The sequence below is a fragment of the Alteromonas sp. 4NH20-0056 genome (assembly GCF_057539655.1).
Map to the genome: position 1 here is coordinate 96,995 of NZ_BAAJLS010000007.1, position 24,587 is coordinate 121,581.

General features: G+C 43.8%; 13 protein-coding genes. 7 read left to right on the plus strand and 6 right to left on the minus strand.

The features are described 5' to 3' along the window. Positions 1–247: 247 nt before the first annotated feature. Positions 248–1,507, minus strand: coding sequence for a right-handed parallel beta-helix repeat-containing protein (locus tag AC27EZ_RS13385; protein ID WP_487135796.1), 1,260 nt, complete (start codon positions 1,505–1,507; stop codon positions 248–250). Between the two features lie 38 nt (positions 1,508–1,545). Then, positions 1,546–2,727 carry a glycoside hydrolase family 88/105 protein gene (locus AC27EZ_RS13390; RefSeq protein ID WP_487135797.1) on the minus strand — a complete coding sequence of 394 codons (1,182 nt, stop codon included), beginning with the start codon at positions 2,725–2,727 and terminating at the stop codon, positions 1,546–1,548. Positions 2,728–3,154: 427 nt separating this feature from the next. On the opposite strand from AC27EZ_RS13390, the gene AC27EZ_RS13395 reads away from it, so the two are divergent. From AC27EZ_RS13395 to AC27EZ_RS13405, 3 genes are all read left to right on the plus strand, one after another. After that, positions 3,155–4,681: a sulfatase-like hydrolase/transferase gene (locus tag AC27EZ_RS13395; RefSeq protein WP_487135798.1), complete on the plus strand. Its 1,527-nt coding sequence runs from the start codon at positions 3,155–3,157 to the stop codon at positions 4,679–4,681. A gap of 109 nt (positions 4,682–4,790) precedes the next feature. Beyond that, positions 4,791–6,314 (plus strand): BNR-4 repeat-containing protein, encoded by a 1,524-nt coding sequence (locus AC27EZ_RS13400; protein ID WP_487135799.1) that lies wholly within the window; start codon positions 4,791–4,793, stop codon positions 6,312–6,314. Between the two features lie 58 nt (positions 6,315–6,372). Then, a complete protein-coding gene (locus AC27EZ_RS13405) occupies positions 6,373–9,708 on the plus strand; it encodes a glycosyl hydrolase (RefSeq protein ID WP_487135800.1) in 3,336 nt (1,111 codons plus the stop codon). A gap of 74 nt (positions 9,709–9,782) precedes the next feature. Here AC27EZ_RS13405 and AC27EZ_RS13410 read toward each other — a convergent pair whose 3' ends face one another. The 4 genes from AC27EZ_RS13410 to AC27EZ_RS13425 all read right to left on the minus strand — a co-directional run bounded on the left by AC27EZ_RS13410 (position 9,783) and on the right by AC27EZ_RS13425 (position 14,402). Then, entirely contained in the window at positions 9,783–11,501 is a 1,719-nt protein-coding gene (locus AC27EZ_RS13410; protein ID WP_487135801.1) for a GMC oxidoreductase, read from the minus strand. Then, positions 11,498–12,058, minus strand: a complete 561-nt coding sequence (locus tag AC27EZ_RS13415) for a gluconate 2-dehydrogenase subunit 3 family protein (protein ID WP_487135802.1) — start codon at positions 12,056–12,058, stop codon at positions 11,498–11,500. The genes AC27EZ_RS13410 and AC27EZ_RS13415 overlap by 4 nt, the downstream gene beginning before the upstream one ends. 161 nt (positions 12,059–12,219) lie before the next feature. Beyond that, a complete protein-coding gene (locus AC27EZ_RS13420; RefSeq protein ID WP_487135803.1) occupies positions 12,220–13,860 on the minus strand; it encodes a LamG-like jellyroll fold domain-containing protein in 1,641 nt (546 codons plus the stop codon). After that, on the minus strand, positions 13,857–14,402 hold the full coding sequence (locus tag AC27EZ_RS13425) for a sigma-70 family RNA polymerase sigma factor (RefSeq protein WP_487135804.1): 546 nt from the start codon (positions 14,400–14,402) through the stop codon (positions 13,857–13,859). The genes AC27EZ_RS13420 and AC27EZ_RS13425 overlap by 4 nt, the downstream gene beginning before the upstream one ends. A 242-nt stretch (positions 14,403–14,644) precedes the next feature. Here AC27EZ_RS13425 and AC27EZ_RS13430 point away from each other — a divergent pair, with 242 nt between their 5' ends. The 4 genes from AC27EZ_RS13430 (at position 14,645) to AC27EZ_RS13445 (ending at position 24,497) form a co-directional block, all read left to right on the plus strand. Continuing rightward, positions 14,645–17,488: an alpha-L-rhamnosidase gene (locus AC27EZ_RS13430; RefSeq protein ID WP_487135805.1), complete on the plus strand. Its 2,844-nt coding sequence runs from the start codon at positions 14,645–14,647 to the stop codon at positions 17,486–17,488. A gap of 54 nt (positions 17,489–17,542) precedes the next feature. Further along, positions 17,543–19,900 (plus strand): alpha-L-rhamnosidase-related protein, encoded by a 2,358-nt coding sequence (locus tag AC27EZ_RS13435; protein ID WP_487135806.1) that lies wholly within the window; start codon positions 17,543–17,545, stop codon positions 19,898–19,900. Between the two features lie 15 nt (positions 19,901–19,915). Beyond that, positions 19,916–22,960 carry a sulfatase gene (locus tag AC27EZ_RS13440; RefSeq protein WP_487135807.1) on the plus strand — a complete coding sequence of 1,015 codons (3,045 nt, stop codon included), beginning with the start codon at positions 19,916–19,918 and terminating at the stop codon, positions 22,958–22,960. Positions 22,961–23,237: 277 nt separating this feature from the next. Further along, positions 23,238–24,497, plus strand: a complete 1,260-nt coding sequence (locus tag AC27EZ_RS13445; RefSeq protein WP_487135808.1) for a glycoside hydrolase family 88 protein — start codon at positions 23,238–23,240, stop codon at positions 24,495–24,497. Positions 24,498–24,587: the final 90 nt, after the last annotated feature.

A 24,587-nucleotide genomic window follows, 5' to 3' on the forward strand; every position in this document is an offset into this window, starting at 1 on the left:
GCGGACAGTTTCCGATAACCATAATGAATTTAAAATTTCCAGGTCATGTGATGTCTTTGAAACCAAATGAACCTCCTCACATTAGAGGCTCTGTTTCATATATTTCGTTTGATGATTGTTTTGCTTCTCGGAGCAAAATACCCGTAGTAGCCAGACGTTATGCTGGCACTATGAATTACTGAGTCCGGTATGACTAGCGGAAGGCATATAAAAACCCTCATCGGAAAATTCCATCAAAAGATTGACCTCAGAAACCCACATCCCATCTATCTAGATTCGAATACACATTGTCCGCAATTTCTACACTGTTGGTAGTTCGACCCTCATAGTCATAGGAAACTATTCCCCAAGCGCGTGTAGTAGATCCTCGCGAATTTCCGGTAACGCCTCTGATTTTATTATTCTTTACTGTATTTGTTCCTTGCACACCAATAAGTGAAATACCCTCGAATGCGTCGCTATAGGCGTTAAAGTTAGCTTTGCTAGCAGAAGTTTGCGCTGCCACGACGTCGCCCAGATTGTTTATTTCATTGTCTTCAACCGTCACATTATTTGTGGTTTCAAGACTGATTGCGCGCATGGCATTATCGATAGTATTATCACGTATTTTGACATTTGTGGCCTGCCATCCTCGGAATACGCTTTTTGTACTTAGTCCCACAACGACATCTTTCAGTACGTTGTTACGCATAACTATATTGTCAGCGCCTCTTTTAGAGGTAAAGCCATCAAATGCGCGCTCTACGTAATTGTCGTGAATGGTAAAGTGATCACCAAATTGTCCATTATCCCCACCCGCTGATAAGTATACTGCGGCATCGCGTACGCCATAAAAATTGTTAAATCTAATTGTGGCTTTGAGTGCGCCTGTCATTAATATACCGCTGTCTCCACCCGCCTCATAAAATGGGTCGCTGTTATTACGCGTTCCATAAAAATTAATGCGCTCGATAACGAGCTCGTTTAACTTGTGATAGTTGGTTGTATTGACAACGCCACGAATAGAAAGCGCATCGGCGGTCTTATCTTTTCCTTCTCGCCCTGCTGGTGTTAAACGTGTTATGGGAACAACAGTCGATACTTTCGCGCGGGACATATCGAAATCACCGCCTTTCCAAGTAAAATCAGCAAGCTGACCTTTGTTCCCACAAACGTTGTCATTGTTCTTCGTGTCGAAACTAAACAAGTCACCGTCTAAATCTGCCTTCGCGATAAAGCGAGCACCCGTGGCGTCAACTATCAAATCTTTGCGCAAGGTTACATTTATCCCTTTGAGTATCTGCTTCCCATCTGTGGCGTCTTTATCAGTGCCTATATAGTAAGTCCCGGTTAATCGAAGTGGTTTTCCAGTGTTTGTTGCTTGTTGCAATGCGTTTTGAAGTTTCGAGGCTTCACCGTTCGGATTGGCTGGGTTGCTACTACAGTCTGCAGCTATCCCTTGACCTACCCACAGCATGGTGCTGCACTTAGCAAGTATTCTTAGCGAATTTTTTATATTTGTTTTCATAGTTAACTCCTGTTCTTTTCACCAAACAAGGTTAGAAGTTATTGTGATTCTACAAAGTCATACATCGCGCTTCCCGCGAGTAAAAAGGCACCTACACCAAATAATTGGGAGTCATCTTTTGTTACTACATCAGGCTTCTCATTCACACCCTGCACCCACCCAAACTTTCCGTCTGGATGTACTGCTGATGACAGCACTTGCCATCCTTTCAATGCAGAGGGGAGGTATGTACTTTCATCTAACAAATCGTTATTAATGCCCCAGATTAATCCATAGGTAAAAAAAGCCGTGCCACTAGTTTCTGGCTCTACATATCTCTCTCCTGCTAGCAATGACATAGGCCAAGCACCATCTTTCTTCTGCAGTTTCACGATTGCGGATGTAAGCTCTTGATAGAGTGATTCGTAGTAGGACCGGTATTGATGGTCTTTAGGGAGGCTCTCCAAAGCATGTACAACGCCTGCGTATACCCATCCCATTCCTCTAGACCAAAAAACTTGTTCATCGAACTTGCCTTTTTTGTTGAAATAACGAGAGTCTCGGAAAAGTAATTGGGTTTTCGGGTCTTGTAAGTAATCGATAGTTGCTTGAAACTCTTTGTGGGCGTAATCAGCATATTTGGGCTCGCCTGTAATTACTGAAAGCTCAAAAAATACTGGCGGCCCCATGAACAAAGCGTCAGCCCAGCACCAACGCCATTGACAGTTATGTACGTTATCTTTATTTCTGCCGGCAACAAACTCGAGACTATTGTCGGGAGCTTGCTCAATTAGCCAATCAATCGTTTCTGTTACTGGCGTAAGCGCTTCTTCGTTTTTGTGCCTGCGGTAATACCAAAGGTTGGTTTGTGCAATAACGTGGTCATCGGCAAAGTATTTGACCTTACCCATCTTCCAGTCATGGTCATTCCCCACATAACCAATCCAGGTTTCGTAAAAAGGGTTATCAGACCGCTCAGCAAGTTTGGTGAGCCCTTTATAAAAAGCGCCTTGAATCCATCGTCCATATGCTTCAGAACCAGCCCGAGCACGACCTACATGTGTCATATGTTGTGTGCGTGCAACTTGCCAATTTGCCACTTTTTCCATTTGTGCCATCACGTGCTCTTGTGTTGGCAACACGGCCTCAGCCTGTAATGAGGTTAGTGGCATATAAGCCATAGCGAACAAGCCGATTTTTATTCCGATAAACCGACTTATTTTGCGTATGTGGGTTTTCATCATGCATCCTTAAAGTTAACTGATTTGACGAAATACAGAGTAGTGAGTGGCTTAACTGCGAACCTGATTTGTGCTCAATGTTACATCGAAGCAAACCAGCAGCACAATCAAATTCATTCACGTTTGGTCTTTTTTGTTCTTGAGTTTGTCGTCGGCTTTTGTATTTCACGCCTCAATTTTATTAGGTGTTAACTATGCTCAACCCCCTGATTTTAATGTGTTTTTGAGGTTTTTAAATATCCATTTTGGTCATTCCTCCTTATGTAAAATATTTGTTTAAAAAATAAAACAATGCTTTAATGGTCAAAATCAATCATATTTGGCGAGTTTAAAATGCGAGTTTGTGTTCTCTTAGCCTTCTTGAAAAACATAGTGCAGCTCAATACTCTTGATTTTCTCAAGTAGGCATCACCGGTAAACGCTGATTTTGGAAGGGAAAAAGAAAATGCTGGTTTACTTATTGCGCCTTTTGGCATTAAGCATACTGATTTGGAGCGGCTGTGGATATGTAAGTGGTGAGACTGATCCAGTAATGGATGTCACCCAAGAAAGCGAAAGTATAAGCCCGAATATTGTTTTTATATACACGGACGACCAGGCTCCATGGGCGTTAGAAGGTAAAAGCTCCAGTGCTGTAACCCCAAACCTTCAACGCTTAGCCGAGCAAGGTATGTCCTTTCCGAATGCTTATACCACTACGCCTGTTTGTAGCCCTTCTCGAGCAGGTTTGCTCACTTCCCGTTACGGCTTTGAAGTAGGTATCGACGATTGGATAAATGACCACCTAAATAGTAAAACCCTAACAGGGCACCAGTTAGACTTAGGGCTTTCAGCAGAACTGGATTCCTGGCCCAAAAGATTGCAAGAAAACGGCTATTATAATGGTTTGATCGGTAAGTGGCATTTAGGAAAACAACCTGAACATCACCCTCAAAATTTTGGCTACGACGAGTTTACGGGTTTTTTAGGAGGCGGAACTTCCCCCGCTGATCCTCAATTACTTGTTAATGGTGTCCAGGAGAAAGAAACGGGGCTTACCGTTGACATTCTCACTGACCATGCCATGGATTTTTTAAGTAGAAATAGACACAGGAAGTTTGCCTTATCATTGCATTACAGGGCGCCTCACTATCCATTTGAGCCTGTCTTAGGGAGTGATTTAGATGCTATCAGTGACGATGTAGATTTAATACATCCTGATTATCCCGATCTGAATACTCAAAGAGCAAAGAAATTATTACGCGGATATTTAGCATCTGTTAAAGGTATAGATAGAAATGTCGGCAGACTGCTGGACCATTTAGACGAACTGGGACTTTCTGAAAATACTGTGGTCATTTTTACCTCTGATCATGGCTATGTTATCGGACAAAATGGTATTTGGCATAAAGGCAATGGTTTTTGGTTGCTAAACACACCACCGAAAGGCACAGAAAACATTCCCAAGGGCCAGCGCCCCAATCTGTACGATGCCGTGCTTAAAGTACCTCTTATCGTTCGTTGGCCCGGTAAGGTGCCTGCGGGTACGGAAAATGCCTCAACCGTATCAAATCTTGATTTCTTCCCTACTCTCATGGATGTCGCCAAACTGGATATACCTAGTGAAACAGTCATTAGAGGGCAAAGTGTAATCAAAGCGTTAAGAGATGAAAGCGTAGTAGTGAGCACTGATTACTTTGCCGCTTATTCAACGCTGCATCAGTCGATTACTGGCATGAGAATGTATTGCGATGGCCAATATAAACTAGTTAGAGACTTCAAGAACAAAGGACGAGATGAGTTCTATTACTTAGATGGAGATCCTCATGAGACTCACAACCTGCTTGAGAGAGAATTGACAGCTGCTGAAAAGATGACGTTGAAAAGGCTGGATGACACTATCGAAGAGAAAATGCTCGATTTGGACGACCCACTTTCAACGAGCTTCAACCCAGTGACTTTTAAAATGCCTTGAAGCTTGGTGCTTCTCATAAGAAATTGAGCAGTCAAATATTGACTAAATAGATTTACGTAGTCGATAGACCAGCGGTCTTCCAATTGAACAAAATATGGTACATAGAAACATGAAAAATAAGCTTCTTTTAGCTATGGTAATTGCACACCTATTTGGCTGCACTTCTTTTGCGCTTGATAGAGGAGCTTCGGCACATCAAGATACGCAGGCCTCAGTACCTTCGTTGTCTCTCCACTCAACGCCAATTTTGCTGGGGAGTAGTCTTTTGGTTGATAAATCTCATACTTCAGATGGCTCAGACCGTGCGCGAAATGGTAAGGCTCTCTTTGCGGGTGTTATGGGAGCTCAAGCAGTTACCTATAAAGGTTATCAATATGTGATTTATTACACAGCAAAAGACAGGGGAGGTTACGGTGACCTTTTTGCTGAAGTGGTTGTCGCACGCAGAAAAGTAACGGGGCACGACTGGCAACACGCCACCTTGCCTGTATATCGACTAACTTCTGATGACGCACATAACCGCCAAGCCATCGAGATATCAAAAGGCGACGGCGCCATTCATATTTCCTTCGACCATCACAACTCAGATCGCATCAACTACGCACGCACTGCTTCGGGAGTCGCAGACCACCCAGAAACCGTAGATTGGAACGATGAAGTTTTTAAGTTTCAGCGCAATCTAGGTTTTCCTAACGACGCGGTAGGGCGTGTGACGTATCCCAAATTTTACTCGTTAGAGAGTGGAAATTTGCTCATGTATTTCCGAGAGGGAGGTGCAGCAAAAGGTGAAATGCGGCTCGCACTTTATGATGCCAAAAATAGCGATTGGCAGTTCATTCGCAATCTATCTTCAAATGACGGTGTCTATCGTCAAAATGTGAATGGCAATAAAAAGCCTTCAACTAGAGGCCCTTATTTAGCTGGTGGCGGCCCAAAGTTTGATGCTAATGGTCGCATGCACATCAGCTGGGTATTCAGAGAGCGGCCGATAAATTGTAACCCTGGTACAAGCAATGGGTCTGACTGTAATCATGGTATCTACTACGCCTACAGCGATGATGAGGGGCTCACTTGGTACAATAATGCAGGCAATCTAGTCGCTGATACTCGAGAAGGTGAGGTGTTATCTGTAGAAACATCAGGGTTAGAAGCTGTCCATGTGCCTACAACATTAAGGCCATCTAATGTTTCCCACAATTCTGTAATCGATACTAAAACAGGTGATTATCACCTCCTCCTTAGTCATAAAACATCCCCACACGGCCCAGCGCGAGTGCATCATTATGTTCGCGACATATCCGGCAAGTGGCAAAAACGAGTCTCTGATTTTAACGCTTCAAACGTTACTTTAACGCTCTTAGATGACAGGTTGTTTGCTTTTGCAGGAAGAGGCGATGCCAGAGTTTTCTATTCTGATAGAACAGACGGCTTTACTGAATGGCATAAAATCGAAATACCAAATATAGATAATGAGCTAGTCACAATTGAGGGCGGGTATATCACGTGGGATCTCAGTTTATTAAGCCATGGGGTTGCAAGTATTGTTTGGCAGCATGCACCAAAATTTAATGGTGAGTCTAGCCCCATTTACGTCTATGACTTTGAGCTAGGAAAAATAGAGCCAAGTGAGTAGAGCGTGATGCTCTTTATATTTTTTCTTTTAGAAATAAATTAAATAACGGGAGTGTGCTTTGCGCAGATTATTGTTAATTATTGCTGTAGTTTTTGTCTCATTGAGCGCAAATGCTGAATCAATAAAACAGGCGTTTGAAAGTCCTGAAGATAGTCATAAACCATGGGTATTTTGGTATTGGATTAATGGCAATATTACTGAGGAAGGCATAAAAGCAGATCTTGAATCAATGGCTGATGCCGGATTAGGAGGTGTGGTGTTGATGCACATTAATGAGCATCATGTTATTCCCGCAGGCCCTGTTGAATTTCTTTCAGAAGAATACCAATCACTACTCGCTTATACCTTTGAAAATGCTTCTGAGCTTGGTTTGAAAGTGAACCTTTATAATAGTGAAGGGTGGTCCGTCGCTGGTGGTCCTTGGATAAGCCCTAAAGACGGTATGAAAGAGCTGTCTTGGAGTGAGCAACAAGTCCATAGCCAAACTCAGCCTATAATTTTCCCCGCTCCTCATGCTCCCTTGAATTTTTATGAAGATATAGCTGTACTTGCCTTTCCAACACCTAAAGCGCACATGGAGCCAGAGTTTCAAGAACGTATCGCTATGGCCAGAATTTCAGGGGTTACGCCAAAAGTTACCGAGCCTGCTACAAATGCTTTCGATGGTGATTGGAATACAGTGGTGTCCCCCAAGGTTGATGACGAAACCAAACAGCGCTTTATTCAATTTGATTTTTCTGAGGAGTATACGTTTCGTAACGTTTTTGTGAAATTTGCTGCTTATGGAATGATGGGGAGAAACCACCTTCTTATATCAAATGATGGTGAGAATTATCAGGAGGTCGCCTTTTCAAAACGAGGGCAAATTTATGATGACCTCAGCTGTTTTCAGTTTGAACCGGTAAAGGCGAAACACGCAAGAATTGTGTTCGAGCCTACTGACAGTAAGCTCTTGTACACAGCGATGCCGAAAGTGGATGTCGCGGTGCGGGAAGTAATTTTTGACAACAAACCGCGTATTGCGAACTGGTGTCAAAAAGCAGCGCATATATTCCCGTTTCATATGCAAGAAACAGAGCGCGAAGCAATGAATGCCTCGTTAGAGAGTAACGCGAGTATCAATCTTGATTCAATTGTTGACGTTACCCAATATCTTAGCGAAAACGGTCGCCTTAACTGGACGCCACCTAGTGATAATTGGACCGTAATTCGGTTTGGTCTGTCTTCTACGGAAGCGGTTAATCGACCGGGTACGGCGAAAGGCGAAGGGCTTGAAGTTGATAAATTAAGCGAGCGTGCGCTTGATAAACATTTTGAGCATTACATTAAAAACGTAGCAAGTCGTTCGCAGGAACATGTAGGCGATTCATTTGTATCAACCCACGCCGATAGCTGGGAAGTAGGGCGGCAAAATTGGACGCAGGAGTTTGAAATAGACTTCGAAGAGAGGCGAGGTTATTCACCTATTCGACTTCTTCCTATTACGCTGGGGTATACCGTAAAGAATGCAATGTTCAGTGAGCGTTTTCTTTGGGACTACAGAAAAACACTCGCAGAGCTCATTGCTGAGCGTTTTTATGGGGGTATGCAAAAGCGTTCAAACGAACTGGGTTTGAAGTTTTCAGCGCAATCGATGAAACCTTTTATAGACAACCTTCAAGCGTTGGGAAAAGCGGATATTATTTATGCTAATAGTGCATTTCGTTCTATTAACCCTGCAGAAAATAGGCCCAATCAAGAATTTGCTTACCTGACTGCCAAAATGGCAGCATCCGCAGGCTCTATTTACAATAAGCCTGTTCGTTCAGAGTCCTTCACTTCATTGCCTCAAGCGAATAGGTGGCTAAGTCACCCGCTAACTTATAAGTCGCAAGCTGATACCGATTTGGCTGCAGGGGTTACGTTGACAACGCATCACCTCTTTACCCATCAACCCTGGACAACCCTAGAGCCGGGCATGACACTTGGTTACTGGGGTTTACATTTTGAGCGCACACAAACGTGGTGGCATGAGATAAATACATGGAATGAGTATTTGACGCGTTCCCACGCCATGCTCAGCAAAGGGCAGCCTGTGTTTGATGTATTGCACTTATTAGGTGATGACTCGGCAACGACATCCGACAAGGAATTTGCTTTGAAAACGCTGCCTGATGGCTACGATTTTGAATTTATTTCGACAGATGGGCTGATGAACCACGTTGATGTAAATGAGCGAGGGCAGCTAGCTTTTGAATCGGGGAGAACCTATAACATTTTATCGATATCGCCCGACGTGAGCATGCGAGTAGAAGTACTAGAGCAAATAAAATCTCTATTAGAGCGAGGGGTAACGGTTGTAGGTTTACCTCCCACTTTTTCGCCAAGTTTGGAAGGCTCTTTTGATATCTCGGCCACTGATGGACGAGTTCACCATTTAGCCAACGAAATTTGGGGCGCGGGATTTAAGAGCCAGGTGTTTAAAACCCTAGAAGACGCATTGAACCATAAAGGTATTCAACCAGACGTGCTAATTTCTCACACTGATAACCGATTTGTTTGGCGACACCATGATGTATCTGAAGAGAACACGGATGTGTATTTCATCAGTAACCTAGATCAAATGGCTGCCGAAATAGAATTGGACCTGAGAGCTAAAGGTAAAGCGGTTGAAATCTGGGATCCGCTTTCAGGTAAACGACTTCTCGCCAGTGATTACGTGGTTGAAAACGGTCGCACGCGGTTTACATTACACTTTGACCAAGCACAGTCTTTGTTTGTTGTTTTAGCGCCGCAAAAGAGTACCGGAAAGCTACTTAACACCCTCTCTTTTGGGCAATTGCAGGTGCTAGATTCACCGTGGCAGGTAGAGTTTATTAAAGGCGTAAAAAAACCAAACGCATTAGCGCTTAACGAACTCATCGATTTGTCTCAACACGCGAATGAAGATGTCAGGTATTTTTCTGGCACGGTTCGCTATGAGACTGAATTTGAAATGGCTGATGATTTGCCAACGTCCCCAAGCTACCTTCTTAACCTTGGCGACGCTTTCCAGTTTGCGCGCGTAAGACTAAATGGTCACGATCTCGGACTGAGAATGTGGGCGCCTTATCACTTTGATATTAGCAATATCATTCGAAGCGGAGAAAACCGTTTGGAGATAGAAGTGACTACTCTTTGGCCTAATCGCTTAATTGGCGATGAGCGCTTGTATCCTGAAACGGCACCTTGGAAGAAAAATGGCTATCAAGGCTCTCAGTTAACTAGTTTTCCGAAATGGCTTAAAGGAGCTACGCCCGAACAACCTGGGGCGCGTAGCACGTTTGCTACATGGAAGCATTGGAACAAAGATGATGAGTTACTTCCATCAGGACTGCTAGGCCCTGTGAGTATAATGGTTCAAGAAAGGAATTGAAGCATCGACGTTCTTGGTGGTAATTGAAGCTAGCATGCCCTTTCAAAGTCCTTTTTTAAGGGCATGCGTACACTCTAAATAATGTTGTTTTTGAGAAGCTTAGCCGCGTAGTCTGCCGCTCGCGCCGTTATCGCCATATAAGTTAGCGATGGGTTTTGTGTTGCGCTAGATGCCATGCAGGCACCGTCGGTAACAAATAAATTGGGTATATCGTGTGCTTGGCCCCAGCCATTGAGAATCGATGAATCTGGATTTTTTCCCATACATGCGCCGCCCATCTCGTGAACCTGCTTACCCATCGGAATATGTTTATTTTCTGGTGTCGCTTTTACCTGAATGTTGGTGCACCCACCTGCTTCGAGTATCTCTTGGATGTCTTTGGCCGCTTGTTTAATCATTTTTCTTTCATTGGCTTTAATTTCAGCATCGATATGAAGTAACGGCATGCCCCACTCGTCTTTTTGGGTAGGGTGTAGAGTGGCTGCATTCTCGTAATAAGGTAAAACCTCGCCATACATAAATGCCCTGAAACGCCATGGGCCGGGCTTTCCAACGCTTTCTTTAGCAATAATGCCGATACCTTTTGATTTGGCATTCGGTGAGGAGAATGAGCGGTTTTGTGCTGTGGTTTGAAAACCAAAGCCTCTTTCAAAATCTGCATCATCTTGCTTTTCGTGTCGATAATTTGGAATGTAAGTAGCGATAGGACGCCGTCCGAATGCATACTTATCTTCACTTACCGGCACATCAGCGTTTGCTACAACACCAGTGACGTGACCAAGTATATAGTGGCCCAGCATACCGCTGCTATTTGCAATACCATTTGGGAATGTTTTGGATGTAGAGTTCAACATTATTTGAACGGTGCCTAATGCGGATGCGCACATAAACACAACGCGACTCTTGTATTGCCTTCTTTCTTTCGTATTAGCATCGATGACAGACACGCCAGAGACTTTGTTATTGACGTCGTCGTAGTCAATACGCTCAACAATACTGTCTGTTATTACGGTTAGGTTTCCCGTTTTATGAGCTGCAGGTAATGTGGCAGACTGAGAGCTAAAGTACGCGCCAAAACTGCATCCTCTTCTACAGTAAGAACGCGCCAGGCATTTACCTCTACCTAGTGCAGTTTGTTCTTCAGTAGGCGAGGTAAGATTAGCGGCTCTTCCTATAATGAGGTGTCTGTCAGTGTATTTTTTCGCAATATTATTGGAAATGTATTGCTCTGCATAACTCATCTCCCACGGTGTTTGAAACTCACCGTCGGGTAGGGTTTTTAAACCATCTTTATTCGCTGACACACCTATAAATTTCTCAACATAGCTATACCATGGAGCTAAGTCTTCGTAACCAATAGGCCATTCAATACCATGGCCGTCTTTCGCATTGGCCTCAAAATCCATTGGGCTCCATCGCAATACCTGCCGCCCCCATGTTAATGAGCGTCCACCGAGTTGATATCCCCGCGTCCACATAAATGGCTTATCTTCGGGGTAGCTGTAAGGGTGCTTCTTATCGTCGACAAAAAAGTGAAGTGCATCGGTTTTATATAAGTGCCCTTTTTTTCTCAACGTAGCGTAGTGACCATTTTCTGCGAGCGTTTCTTCTGGCATTCCTCGGTTTTGTAAATCCCAAGGTGCTTGAAAATCTTTGTACTCAGGGCCTCTGTGATCTACATTTCTACCCCGCTCAATAACTAATGTATTGAAGCCTCGCTCACAAAACTCTTTCGCTGCCCAGCCGCCCGTAATTCCTGAACCAACAATAATGACGTCATAGTCGTTGTTCATAAGTATTTTCTCTCGTAAATAACGTTTAGCTCATCCTGTGAAAGACTTCCTCGATAGCCACCAGGAACAAGAAAAAAGTTGGGGTTGGCTATTTCAGATGAGTAGTGAATATGAAAAATAAGTGCTTTGAATCGTTTGTATGCAATGGAGAAGTCGCCTTTACCCGTGTCGAAAACGACCTCGTCGATTTGCTCTACAAAGGTCTGACGATTTTCTTTACTCAGTGACAGGTAGTTTGCATTAAATGCGGCTCTTGCGCGTTGCAAAAACTCAGATAAGAATAGAGTGAATTGCTGTTGGGTAGAGGGGGCTGCCCAAGATATCATTAACTTATCAAGCACCTGTGCGGTGTGAGAATCTACTGCACCGGGGGTGTCAGTGCGGGGTATCATAATGTCCACAATATCGTAAACCAGCGTAAATTGTTCAGCATCAAAAAAAACCGCATCCGACTCAAAAACAGTAAGGTGAAGCGCCTTTTTTAGTTCTGATGGTAAAACAGAAGCTGAAACTACATACAGCATAGAGCCCAAAAATATACGTCTGTTTATTTCCACGTTACCCTCTTCTTCTTTTGACTCGGGAAATTTGATGACGTTGATACTACCTATAAAAACAAGCCAAAAGCAATCATTATCAATCAAATTAATTTACATTATTTTGACATCAATGTATTAGGTAGCAGGATAGTAGTTGTCGGTGGGTTGAAAATTTTCGTTTAAAAATCGTCTTTGGGTAAGCCGGTGATGTTATCTAGTAGTAGCGTCTTATTAGGAGTAAGTTCTATATGGCTTTTGTACGGTAACGCTTTTGCAGATGGCTGGCTGCCGTAGTAATTCAAGCCCATCAAAACATTATTATAGTGAAGCGCTACCATAAAAGGTGTTAGCGCAAAATCATAAAATGCCACTTCATCTATCGTCCCCGCATAGGCCTCTGCGGCGTGCCCTTGAGCGTTAGGAGAATTGCCAATATTGGCTAACCCCGCTCCACCGCTCAATACTTTTGAGCCAGGGGGATATCGGTAAAGTGCGCCTACTTTTCCGTCGATATAAATTGCTTTTATTCCACTTTCAACATCATAAGTTGCTGCCACATGGTGAAGGTTTCCATCTTTTAACTGTTGAAGCGTTGGACGTCCGTCTGTGCCGTCTAGAGGTAGTTTGAGCTCGTGGTAGCCTTGGCCTAAAATGTACAACCCGAAGCTTAGAGACTCTGCATAATTGCCTGCTGGGACAACTATTGATTTATTACGGTCATTTTGAAAGCTAAGCAGCATTCTATGATCTTTATCACTTTGATCTTTCCTAAAAATTTCATCAATTTCACCGTATCTTGTCGTAGTTGGGCCTTCTCCACTATATAAAGGCTTAATCAATGCTTCTATAGTGACTCCATCAATAACGGAGAACGAACCTGTTGCGGGCGCACTTCCGCCTCCGCTACCCACGTTAATTCTTGCATGCTTTGTGTTATCAAAATAGAAAGCGCCTTTTCCAACGAGTCCATCGATGCGTTGAGCTCCACTACCGGAAACACCGACTGCCCGACCTGCAAAGTCCGTCACTCTGTCGCCAACATCATCGAAGTTCCAAAAGTGTTTGGGGCGCCATGTTTTAGGGAATATTTTTGCTTTGGTGTTACCAGAGACCGATGTTGTATCACTGTCAACGTTTACGGTTAACTTGCCCGAATGCATCTGAATATCAGAGGCGTTGGCAGAAATAGTAATAGTCTTATTTGAATGAGAGATTACGTTGACCTCACCGCTTTTTAGCTCAATTTCGGTAGAATTAAATAATTTAAAGTGCGAATGAGCAGAGAGCATTAAGCTATCACCAGAGCGTAGTTCAAGCTCAACCGGTCGTTCGGTTTTGTACATACCAGGATAAACGAGCGTGTTGTGGACGTTTCCATTTTCGTCAATTAACAGCTCCCCACTAACTAATTTTCCTATAAAGGGTTCGTCGGGAAGTGGTTTGAATTGAATAATTAGGTATACCACCAGCATGCACAGCACGGTGAGTAGCCCCGCTAAATAAAACTTACGTTTTGTACTTGCGGTTCTCTTTTCAGAGGTGGCTTCATAAGATTGGCTTTGATGAGGTAAACTTGAAGCGTGCGTGGGCCGCACAATAAGTTCGTCGACGAAGATTTTACGCCTGACTATTTCGAGTTCTGGAATAGCATTCGATTTAAGATGAATGTGAAATTCGATGTAATCAAGGTAAAACCGTTGAGCCTGCTCATCGTTACTCAATAGTGATTCAAGTTTTTGAAGCTGGTTCGGTGTAACGGTACCTGCGCAAATATCATCTGCTATGGCCCGAACTTCATCAAACCTTTCTGAGCGATTCAAGTGTCGAGCTCCACTTTTTGTTGATCAACGCAGTCGAAGAGCTTACGGCGAAGCAAGTGGATAGATTTACGAATACCAAAAATCGAGCGCCCAGTTTTGTCTGCAAGTGCCTGTGCGCTTAAATTTTCTATGTAAAAACCATAATATAATTGGTGTGCGGAAGTAGAGAGGTGAGAAACGCAATGCTGCAGCATGCTCCATCTTTGGTCTGTATTCTGATGATGGGCAGCAACTGCTGACAGCTGCTCTAGCAACTCATCACTCAACCCTGAGACGAGTTTTTTTTGTTGTCTTCGGTACGTTCTTACACAGTTAAACACTATAGTATTTGACCATTTTCTAAAACTCGTTCCTCGCTCAAAAGTCTCGAACTCTTTCCACAGAATAACGCTTGTCTCCTGAAAAATATCATCAGCGGCTGCTTTGTCTAAAACAAAGGCATAGATATAGGCGTACAGACGTTTCTTTTCCGATTCAAACATTGCTGAAAACAAGTTTGAAGTTGGTTCCAAAGAACCTCGATTTCCCTGTGGTGATGGCATGTTTTGAGACACCTTACCCTCTGTTTTACGATGCGATCATCAAATTCATCGCGACAGTTTACTACTCATGTCAGCAGCGTTAGCGTCACACCATGAGTGTATGCGTAACACTGTAGTAATTTACGCAAATTTAACATTTAAGGCATTGTTTGACCATATTTGATTGAATTTAAATTTTAAGGGTATCAATCTCACAATTTGGTGCCTTTTCTAATTATATAAAGTCTGATTTGAGCCAAACAATGTCATATTATCGTTACTTAGTATTATGTTTATTCGCTATTTTTGTTGTTGCCTGCGAGCACGTAGGGCCTGACTCCATCAATGACAATGAGTCATCATTAATAGCTCCTCCCATTGGACTTACGGTGGGAGAAGGGATGGTAAATCCCATCGGCCACTATGAGAGCGTGCCACGTTTTAGTTGGCAGTTTGACACCGAGTCTTCTCAGCAAGCTCAGCAAAGCTACCAACTTCAAGTTGCAAGCGACGGTGCATTTAAGCCCGAACAAATCATTTGGGATAGCGGAAGAGTAACCTCCTCTAAAAACGCTTGGATAAGACCTGAAGGCCTCACTTTGGAATCAAGGCAACGCGCGTTTTGGCGAGTTAAAACATGGAATGTACAAAGCAATAGTTCACAATGGAGTGAAATACAGACGCTCGAAACTGGCTTATTGAGAAACAGTGATTGGAACGCTCAATGGATAGGGCATCCAGACACTAATGAGCGTACAGAAGTGCTTAGTCCTAACGCTATTGAGCAACCAGATAACCAATACTACCCGCCACAGTATTTACGCAAAAACTTTGAGCTTACTAAGCCGATTAAGCGGGCTCGTTTATATGTCACGGCAAAGGGCGTTTTTAAGCCATTCATTAATGGTCAGGCTGTCAGTGAAGATGTCATGACTCCGGGATGGACGCCATATCATAAGCGTATTGAGACGCTGACTTACGATGTGACTAATCTATTACAACAAGGCGCTAATGCCATTGGTGCTGCATTGGCTGAGGGGTGGGAAGGTCGTATATTCCATCCTACAAAGCAGGATTACGTAACACCACTGCGTCTTATTGCGCAGCTTGAGGTCACTTTTGAAGACGGCACTAGCTCGCGAATTGTAACGGATGAAAGCTGGTTATCAACGGACCAAGGCCCCATTCGCGCTGCGGGTAATTACGATGGTGAGCGCTATGATGCGAATTACGAAATGCCTGGTTGGAATACTCCAGAGTTTGATAGCGAGGGCTGGAAACGTGTTTACGCTGAGCCACTTGAGCCTGTGGTTAGGCTGCAGCCTAAACGTCATGCGCCAGTGAGAGTAACAAAAACAATTCCTGCTATCGCACTTGTGAGCGTGAAAGATGGTGTAGCCATTTTCGACATGGGTCAAAACATGGTAGGCGTGCCCGAAGTATCGCTACCGGTGAAAAAGGGCCAAACCGTAAAAATTCGTTTTTCTGAAGCACTGCAAGGCGAGGAATTCTATGTTAAAAATTTACGTTCGGCCAAAAGTACCGATTGGTACATTCCTAACTCTGATGGCCTAATTACCTATCAACCAACATTTACGTTTCATGGCTACCGTTACGTAGAAGTGTCGGGTTACGACAATACAGCAACGCCAGCGCTGGATTGGGTTACAGGGAAGGTGCTTCATTCTGATTTCGATGTATATGACAATTTTTCCAGCAACCATAGCAAACTTAATAAGTTATCAAGCAACGTGTCGTGGGGGCTGAGGGGGAACTTTCTTGATATTCCAACCGACTGTCCGCAGCGTGATGAGCGGTTAGGCTGGACGGGTGACGCCCAAGTTTTTGTACGCACATCCTTATATAAAGCAGACGTTTACGCATTTTGGGCATCATGGCTAGAGAGCATGCGAGAAGAGCAAGGCATTGACGGAATGATCCCCAAATTTGTGCCGTTTCGCCCGTTTCTTACTGAGGGAACCGCCGCTGCCTGGGGTGATGCGGCAACTATAGTTCCATGGGAGTTATATCAGCATACAGGTGATCTAACGGTCCTTTCGGAAAATTACTCAATGATGAAGCGGTGGGTAAAATTCACCGAATTTAATAGCTTTGACTATATTTCAAATATCGGTACATACGGTGACTGGCTACAGCCTTTCACAGAAAACGGGCGTGCATCAGGTGACACGCACCCAGATTTGATAGCTACAGCCTATTACGCGCGCTCGGTCGACATTTTGGCCAAAACTGCACAGGCGCTAGGCTATGAATCTGACGCTCATCAATATCGACGATTATTTAATAACATTAAGCAAAAATTCAGAACGTTCTTTTTTGATGACGCCCTTAACGTTGTAAGCACAACGACTAAGCAAATTAAGCGGGAAAAAGGGAGACGGCTTAAATCACCAAAAACTGTTGAACTTAATCTCAAAACTACTCAAACAAGTTACTTACTGCCGCTAGCGTTTGGTTTGTTTTCCGAGGACCAACAAGCCACTGCAGTTGAGAAGTTATTAGACTTGCTAGAGAAAAGCGATCGGCATTTACGTACCGGTTTTCTCGGTACACCTATGCTGCATCAAGTGCTTCAGCAATATGGCCATAGCGAACTGATGTACGATATTTTGCTGAAGGAAACCTATCCGTCGTGGTTCTATTCAATCAACAATGGCGCAACGACCACTTGGGAGCGATGGAATTCATATTCTATTAAAGACGGTTTTAACAAAGCAAATATGAATTCACTAAACCACTATGCTTACGGTGCAGTGGCTGAGTGGTTTTATACAGGAATGCTTGGAATAAGAGCATTAGAGCCAGGGTTCAAAACCTTTCAAATTAATCCGCAGTTCACGAGTAAGCTGAACAACTTACAGGGCACTGTGCCAACCACAAATGGCGATATTAGCGTGGCTTGGTCTATTACCGCCAATCAATTGTCAATGAGTATCACTGTTCCCAAAAACACCCAAGCTGAATTGAAACTTCCGTCTATTAAAGAGTTAACACTGACCCGAGATGGTAAGGCGTTGGCAGATACGGACTTATGGCTTGAGCCAGGTTCTTATAGCGTCTCGGGCGACATGAGCACCTTAAGATAACGTGTTCTAAGCTCCTCAACCACATTTTTTGCAAGCGTTAATGGACAATAAAATATGCGCACAAAAGAAATAATAATTGCTAGCATCATGCTACTCGGCTCGGTTTTACCTCATTCTGCGCTTGCCGTTGAGTGGACAGCAGAGTGGATTTGGGCAAAAGAACGTTTTACCGATCCAAATACTTGGATGGCATTTCGTAAGGAAATTAGCCTAGACGAAAAGCCTCAAGAAAGCTTTGCTTACATCAGCGCAGATACCAAATATTGGTTGTGGATTAATGGTGAACTTGTGGTCTTCGAGGGAAGTTACACCGGGGGGCCGTCCCCGGTAACACCTGCGCCACGCACTGATTTCTTTCCTATTGCATCTAACAAATACTATGACAAAGTTGATATCAGCCAATACCTCACTGAAGGCACCAATACTATTGCGGCATTGGTATGGTATTACGGTGACAACGGGCAAAAGGGCACCCATATCTCGTCTAACAAAGGGGGCTTTATCTTTCAGGCAGAAGTGGGCGATACCCAAGTTATTTCTAATGACTCATGGAAAGTAAGCCCACACCCAGCTTACGCCACGAAAGTGACAAAGCAATCTCCGTATCGCGTGGCTGCATGGAACATTAACTATGATGCCAGAAATAGCATGGGAGATTGGACGGATAGTGCTTGGTATATGCCAGGCTATGACGATACGTCATGGCAACAAGCAAAAAGCCTGCACCGCCCACCGCGCGCGCCTTTTAATGCACTATCCCCGAGTGAAATCCCAATTCTTAACAACTATGGATTAGCTTACTGCGAGAACTATCCAGCCAGCAAGTTTCCCTTTGTGAGTAACGGCGAAACCATTAAATGTGTGCTTGATTTTAATAAAAATGTGACGCCCTATTTTGATATAGAGGCGGAACAAGGCCAAACCGTACATATCGATTCGAATATGCGACTTAACACCATAGAGACCGAGTACACGACAAAAGAAGGTCGGCAGCAGTTTGAGTCGTATTCATGGTTTAACGCCCGCACCATAGAATATAGCTTTCCAAAAGGTGTGACAGTGCATGGCTTAAAATACCGCTGGACTGGGGTTGGCTCAACGCCTGGACATTTTGAAGCAGATGATACTTGGTTTACGCGTATTTGGCAGATGGCTGAAAATACCTTGTACATTTGTGCCCGCGATAACTTTATGGATACCCCTGACAGAGAACGTGGTTTATGGATTGGCGATGTAGCTGACCAAGCAAGCTACCTATTTTATTCAATGGATAAACCTGGCCGAGACTTACTTAAAAAGGCGATTAAAGTAACACTTGCCTTCAGCGATAGTGAAACCGGTATTTTCGCAGGTTTAGGGCCTGGTCGATTTAGAGAATTGCCTGCACAGAGTTTACAGTTTATTGAGCAAGGAATTTGGCACTACTACTATAATACCGGCGATCGTGAGACGCTTGAGTTTGCCTATCCTTATGTGCTTAAGTACCTCACATTGTGGGGCACCCGTGAAAACGGCCTCGCCACATTCAGAAGTGGCGCCTGGAAATGGACAGACTGGGGACCACAAGACACCATAGATTATGACGTTATTCAAAATGCACTGTATTACAGTGCGCTGGTATCTGCGCGCAAGATGGCCAGGGCGATAGGTAACGATACTCACCTTAGTTTCTATGATAGCCGCATTGCCGCGCTAAAAAACGCGTTTAGGGCTACATTTTGGCAAAACGGCTTTTACAGCAGTAACCCCCAACAGTTTAAAGATGACCGAGCTAATGCGGTTGCAATCTTGTTCGGTTTAGCCGAGGAGTCGCAATACAACTCAATAGTCGACAACGTATTAGTACCCAACCACTTTGCCAGCCCTCATTTTGAATGGATGGTTTATAACGCCATGGCAATGGCCGGGCGTTACGATGAAGCGCTCTCTAGAATGAAAGAACGATATGGCAAGCAGGTAGCTAACCCAGTTAGGTCTACGTTAACCGAATACATGAACGGCGGAGGTACTGAAAATCATGCATGGAACGCACCTAGCACGGTACTGAGCAAATATATTGCCGGCATAGCGCCAACTTCTGTGGCCTGGAAGACATATCAGATTATGCCTAACATGGCGCACATGAAACGCATTGAACAACGCGTGCCTAGTGTGCAAGGCGATATTGATTTTGTAATCAGTCGCACCTCGGAAAACCTTACGCTTGAACTCACCTCCCCAGTTAATACAGTGGCTATGGTCGGAGTGCCCAAAGAGTATTTTGATATCAGTAAAATATCCGTTAACGGCAAAGTAGTGTGGCAAAACGGGCAAGCTAGAAACAATGTGAGCGGTGTGAAGTTTGTGTCAGAGACTTCAAAATACATCAATTTTGAAGTTGACCCAGGCACCTGGGAAATAAATGCAACTTAAGTTTTAGAGGTAGAAATGAGATTAATATTTAACTACTTAGCTGCGCTTATGCTTGTGTTTTCAGGTGTATTATTCAGCGTAATGACTCATGCCAGTCAATCTGAGCAATCTCCTAACATTGTGGTGTTCTTGATTGATGATCTTCGACCTGACTTGGGCGTTTATGGTCACAATCAGGTGCATAGCCCCAATATCGATCAGCTGGCCAGCGAGGGCGTGACGTTTACTCGGGCCTATGCGCAACAAGCGATATGCGGCCCTTCTCGGGTAAGCATTATGACAGGCTTGAGACCAGAGACTACGGGCCTGTATACCATTAGAAAAAATGGGCGACTTAGACCTAATCAGCCAAATGTGGTGTCGATGCCCCAATTGTTTAAAGCCAATGGCTACAAAACCATTAGTATTGGTAAGGTTTACCACAGTACAGTCGACGATGCGGAAAACTGGTCTACTCATATTAAAAAGCTCGATAATTTTTACGCCATTGACGGTAATAAAGAGAAACGATTTGCTTATGAGGCTGGTGAAGTAGAAGACGACTTTTATAAAGATGGAAAAGTAGCCAGCGATGCCATACGTGCGTTAAAAGAGCTGAAAGACGATAAGTTTTTAATGTTCGTTGGCCTCAGTAAGCCGCATTTGCCTTTTAACGCCCCCAAACGTTATTGGGACCTTTATGACAGCGACGAGTTTGCTGTGCCAAGTCGAAATAAGCCAAAGGACATGTATCGCCTTGCGCTCACAAACTGGGGCGAGCTTCGAATGTATGGCGGTATTCCCAAAGAAGGCGACGTTGATGATGAACTTACCAAAAAGCTCAGGCATGGATATTACGCATCGGTAAGCTACATGGACGCGCAAATGGGCAGAGTAATGCAGGCACTGAACGAAATGGACCTGCGAGAAAATACCATGGTTGTGTTGATGAGCGATCATGGTTACAAGCTTGGTGAGTACGGTGCGTGGAACAAGCATACCAATATGGAGCTAGATACTCGGGTGCCTTTGATTGTCAGTCGAGAGCTTTCTCATAGCGCGCGCGTAGCGAATCGAACTTCGTCTGCACTGGTTGAAAATATCGATATTTTCCCGACACTCGCCGAGGCGGCAGGCCTCACTATGCCTGAAGTAGATGGCGAAAGTATGCTGTCTCTTGTCGACAGTCCCGACCATTCATTCAAACAGGCTGCCTATAGCTTGTTTAATCGCGGCAAGATTATGGGCGTAACAGTAACAGACGGGCAGTGGCGATATACACAATGGCGAGATGCGGCCACGCAGGAAATAAAGTTTACAGAATTATACAATCACACAGTATCTGATATTGCACGGATCAATGAGTCTGGAAAGCCCGCTTTGCAAAACATGGAAGAAAAGTTACGTAAACTTCTGCATGCAAAATTCCCCCTTGATGCTCCCTCTTTTTATCAACAGCGAAACGTCAATAACAAGCAAATGCCGGTCACACTGGTTTCAGATTTTACGGATAATCATGCTCAAATAGGCGAGGTATATGATTTTTTCGACGTTGCGGTGAGAACAGAAAGAGGCAGCCCAAAATCTATACCCGCGACGTTCGGACGAAGGCCTAAGGTAAATACAGTTAGATTGTTAGGGGGTTGGTTTAATCGGGATTTATCGGGCGATACCTATTTATGGGACGGTGAGCAGTATATCTATAACTTTGAGGCTGCATTCGCCAAGCTTGATAGTTGGTTAAAGGGCGACTGGGATATATTTCAGATCGTATTAGATAATCCACCCTGGGCCTTTCAGCGAGGCTATAAATTAGTAGAAGAGCCCGATGGTGAGCACTATTTATTGAAGGATAAAGTGGGCGTGTATGGAAATGGGCTACCGCCGAACGACGCAACAGCATGGAACAATTACATTCGCGCCTTTATTACCGAACTGGTTGAACGTTATGGCAAAGAGCGAGTGCTTAAATGGCGATTTAGAGTGGGATCTGAAATAGATACCCGGCCACAGCACTGGGCGGCCACGCGAGAGGAATTTTTTGATCACTACAGCAATACAGTAGCAGCAATTAAGACTGTGCTACCTCGTGCAAAGGTAGGCGCTCACTTCAGAGAAGCCTCTCATAAAAGCCGGTATATTGATTACACTGGTAACAAAGAAGATGCCTATGCACCGCATTTTGTCTCCTGGGCAAAAGAAAATAACGTGCCCTATGATTTCTTAGCGATTTCTTACTACCCCCATATAACCCATCCTCACGAAATGGATATGGAAAAGGTTTATGCTAATCAGATAGCCCCGATTTTGGAGCATGCAGATTATAACCCGGAAGCTAGCTTTGAAATTCATGAGTATAAATTCATTGTGAAAATGAAGCGAGCAGGTTTTGTGAGTGTTGCGACTTCACATAATTCAGCATTTTTTGCCATGCTCGGTAAAATGATGCTAACCCACAACATTAAAGAAGTTTTTCAATGGGGTAACGTTCAAGAAGGGTCTTACAGTCCTGAAGCAATGACACAGCTAGCACTGTTTTCAATGGTGGGTAACACGCTCTACGAAAATACCTCGAGTGTTTCTAAAACGCTTAAGGGAAACACGGTGAACGGAATATTTACGAAAAGAGAAGCTGATGAGGGAATTGACGTGCTTACCTTCAGCTTTAATAACAAAAACGTGGAAGCTCTCGAACCAGAATTACTTCAAATACAAGTTCGTGTTGATAAACCTGCTGGCACTCAGTTTCAATATCGCATGGCACAAATTGATAGCGAAACAAATATTGAGCAGCAATTCTTCAATGGCTTTCCTAAAGCCATGATTATTGAGAGTGAAGGCGGGTGGCGAAAAGCCGATGCTCATCTTACAGCATCTGTTCGCGATGCGTTAAACCAAACAGGGCAGGACACGTTTCGTGTGCATAGAGAAAAATATGGAAAAGTGACCTCCTTGAAATGGCGTGGCTGGATTGAGGGACGCACTCAACAAGCAAGTAGTGAAGCGTCGACAGTGTCAATTGAAGCGTCTATTCCTTCTTTCTCGGTGCAGAAGTACGAAGTGCGATGGGTGAAGGAATAAATATAAGAATCGTGTCGCACGTTTTACGCACGGTATTATGGAAATGTTAACAGCTTCTCAATCAGTACAAATAAAGCAGCAAGTTTAATAGTTGTTAGAGACGGGCTTGTAGTTTGAAATGGCTAAACTGGGCTAGATAGCATGTAAAGGTTGCCGTATTTTCTTTAGAAAGCATTTTTTTTGGATTACTAATGACCTAATATGATTGTTTTTGATGAAATTGGGTGGGTTATTGTTTATCCTGTAAAACTAAATTAGTTACAACGGTATGTATTGGATGAACAAAAAACAGCAAACTATTACCTCCATTTTAGCGGCTTGTATTTTATCTGCTTGCAGCGCGACAGATGAGCAAGCTAGCGCTCCGGTAGCAAAAGAAACAGTACCTAACACAGTCACTTATTCAAAGAAAATTGATTGGCCGGAAAATAATGCTAAGTTTTGTGCAGCAGTATTAGATCACGCGACGATTCAGTACGACGGTTTTAGAAAAGCTTATACCGACACTAAAAATGTGCCCAGATCGTATAGCCAAGGAAAAGCAAGGCTAGAACCAATGCTAGGTTGGACTACCGGTTTTGTTGCTGGGAGTTTTTGGAATTTGTATGAACATAATCAAAATCAAAGTTGGTTAGACACGGCAACTGAATGGACAACTGCGCTAGAGAAGAATCAATACAATCGCAAAACCCATGATATTGGTTTTATCATCTATGACAGCTTTGGAAATGGCCTGCGATTAACCGACAATAAAGAGTACGAGGCGGTTATTGTAAATGCGGCTAAAACCTTGATGGAACGTTACAACCCTAAAATTGGTGTTACCTATTCTTGGAGTTGGGGAACATGGGAATTTCCGGTTATTATCGACAACATGATGAATCTAGAGTTGTTGTATCGCGCATCTGAAATAACTGGTGACCCAGTTTACCGCGATGCTGCTATCAGCCATGCAACTATCACGATGGAACACCATTTCCGTGATGACTACAGTTCATTTCACTTAGTTAATTACGACAGAGAAACGGGTAAGCCTAACTGGAAACAAACATTCCAAGGTATTGCTGACGATTCGTCATGGTCTCGGGGACAAGGTTGGGGACTGTATGGTTACACCATGTCATATCGATTTACTCAAGATGAAAAGTTCTTAGAACATGCAAAGGGTATCGCAAACTATATTCTTAACCACCCGAATATGCCCGATGATTTAGTGCCTTATTTTGACTACGATGCGCCAAAACACGAGGGAACAACGTTGTACCGAGATTCGTCGGCAGCGTCGTTGGTTGCAAGTGCGTTGCTTGAGCTATCAACGTTTGTTGAAGGAGCCGAGTCAGAGCGTTATTACGATGCTGCTATGAAAATGCTGCGGACACTATCGTCACCAGCCTATCTTGCCAATATAGGTGAAAACGGCCACTTCTTGTTGAAACAGGCAACGGGTAATTTTCCTGCCAATGATGAGTTAAATTCAGCATTAAATTATGGAGATTACTATTACCTTCAGGCATTGAACCGCTGTAAGGCGATTTAAGACAAAGAGTTTTGATTAATGCTACCCAACCCGTGCATTTAGCACGGGTTGTACAATGCCTATTTAGTTTAACCAGCCTTGATTAAAAGA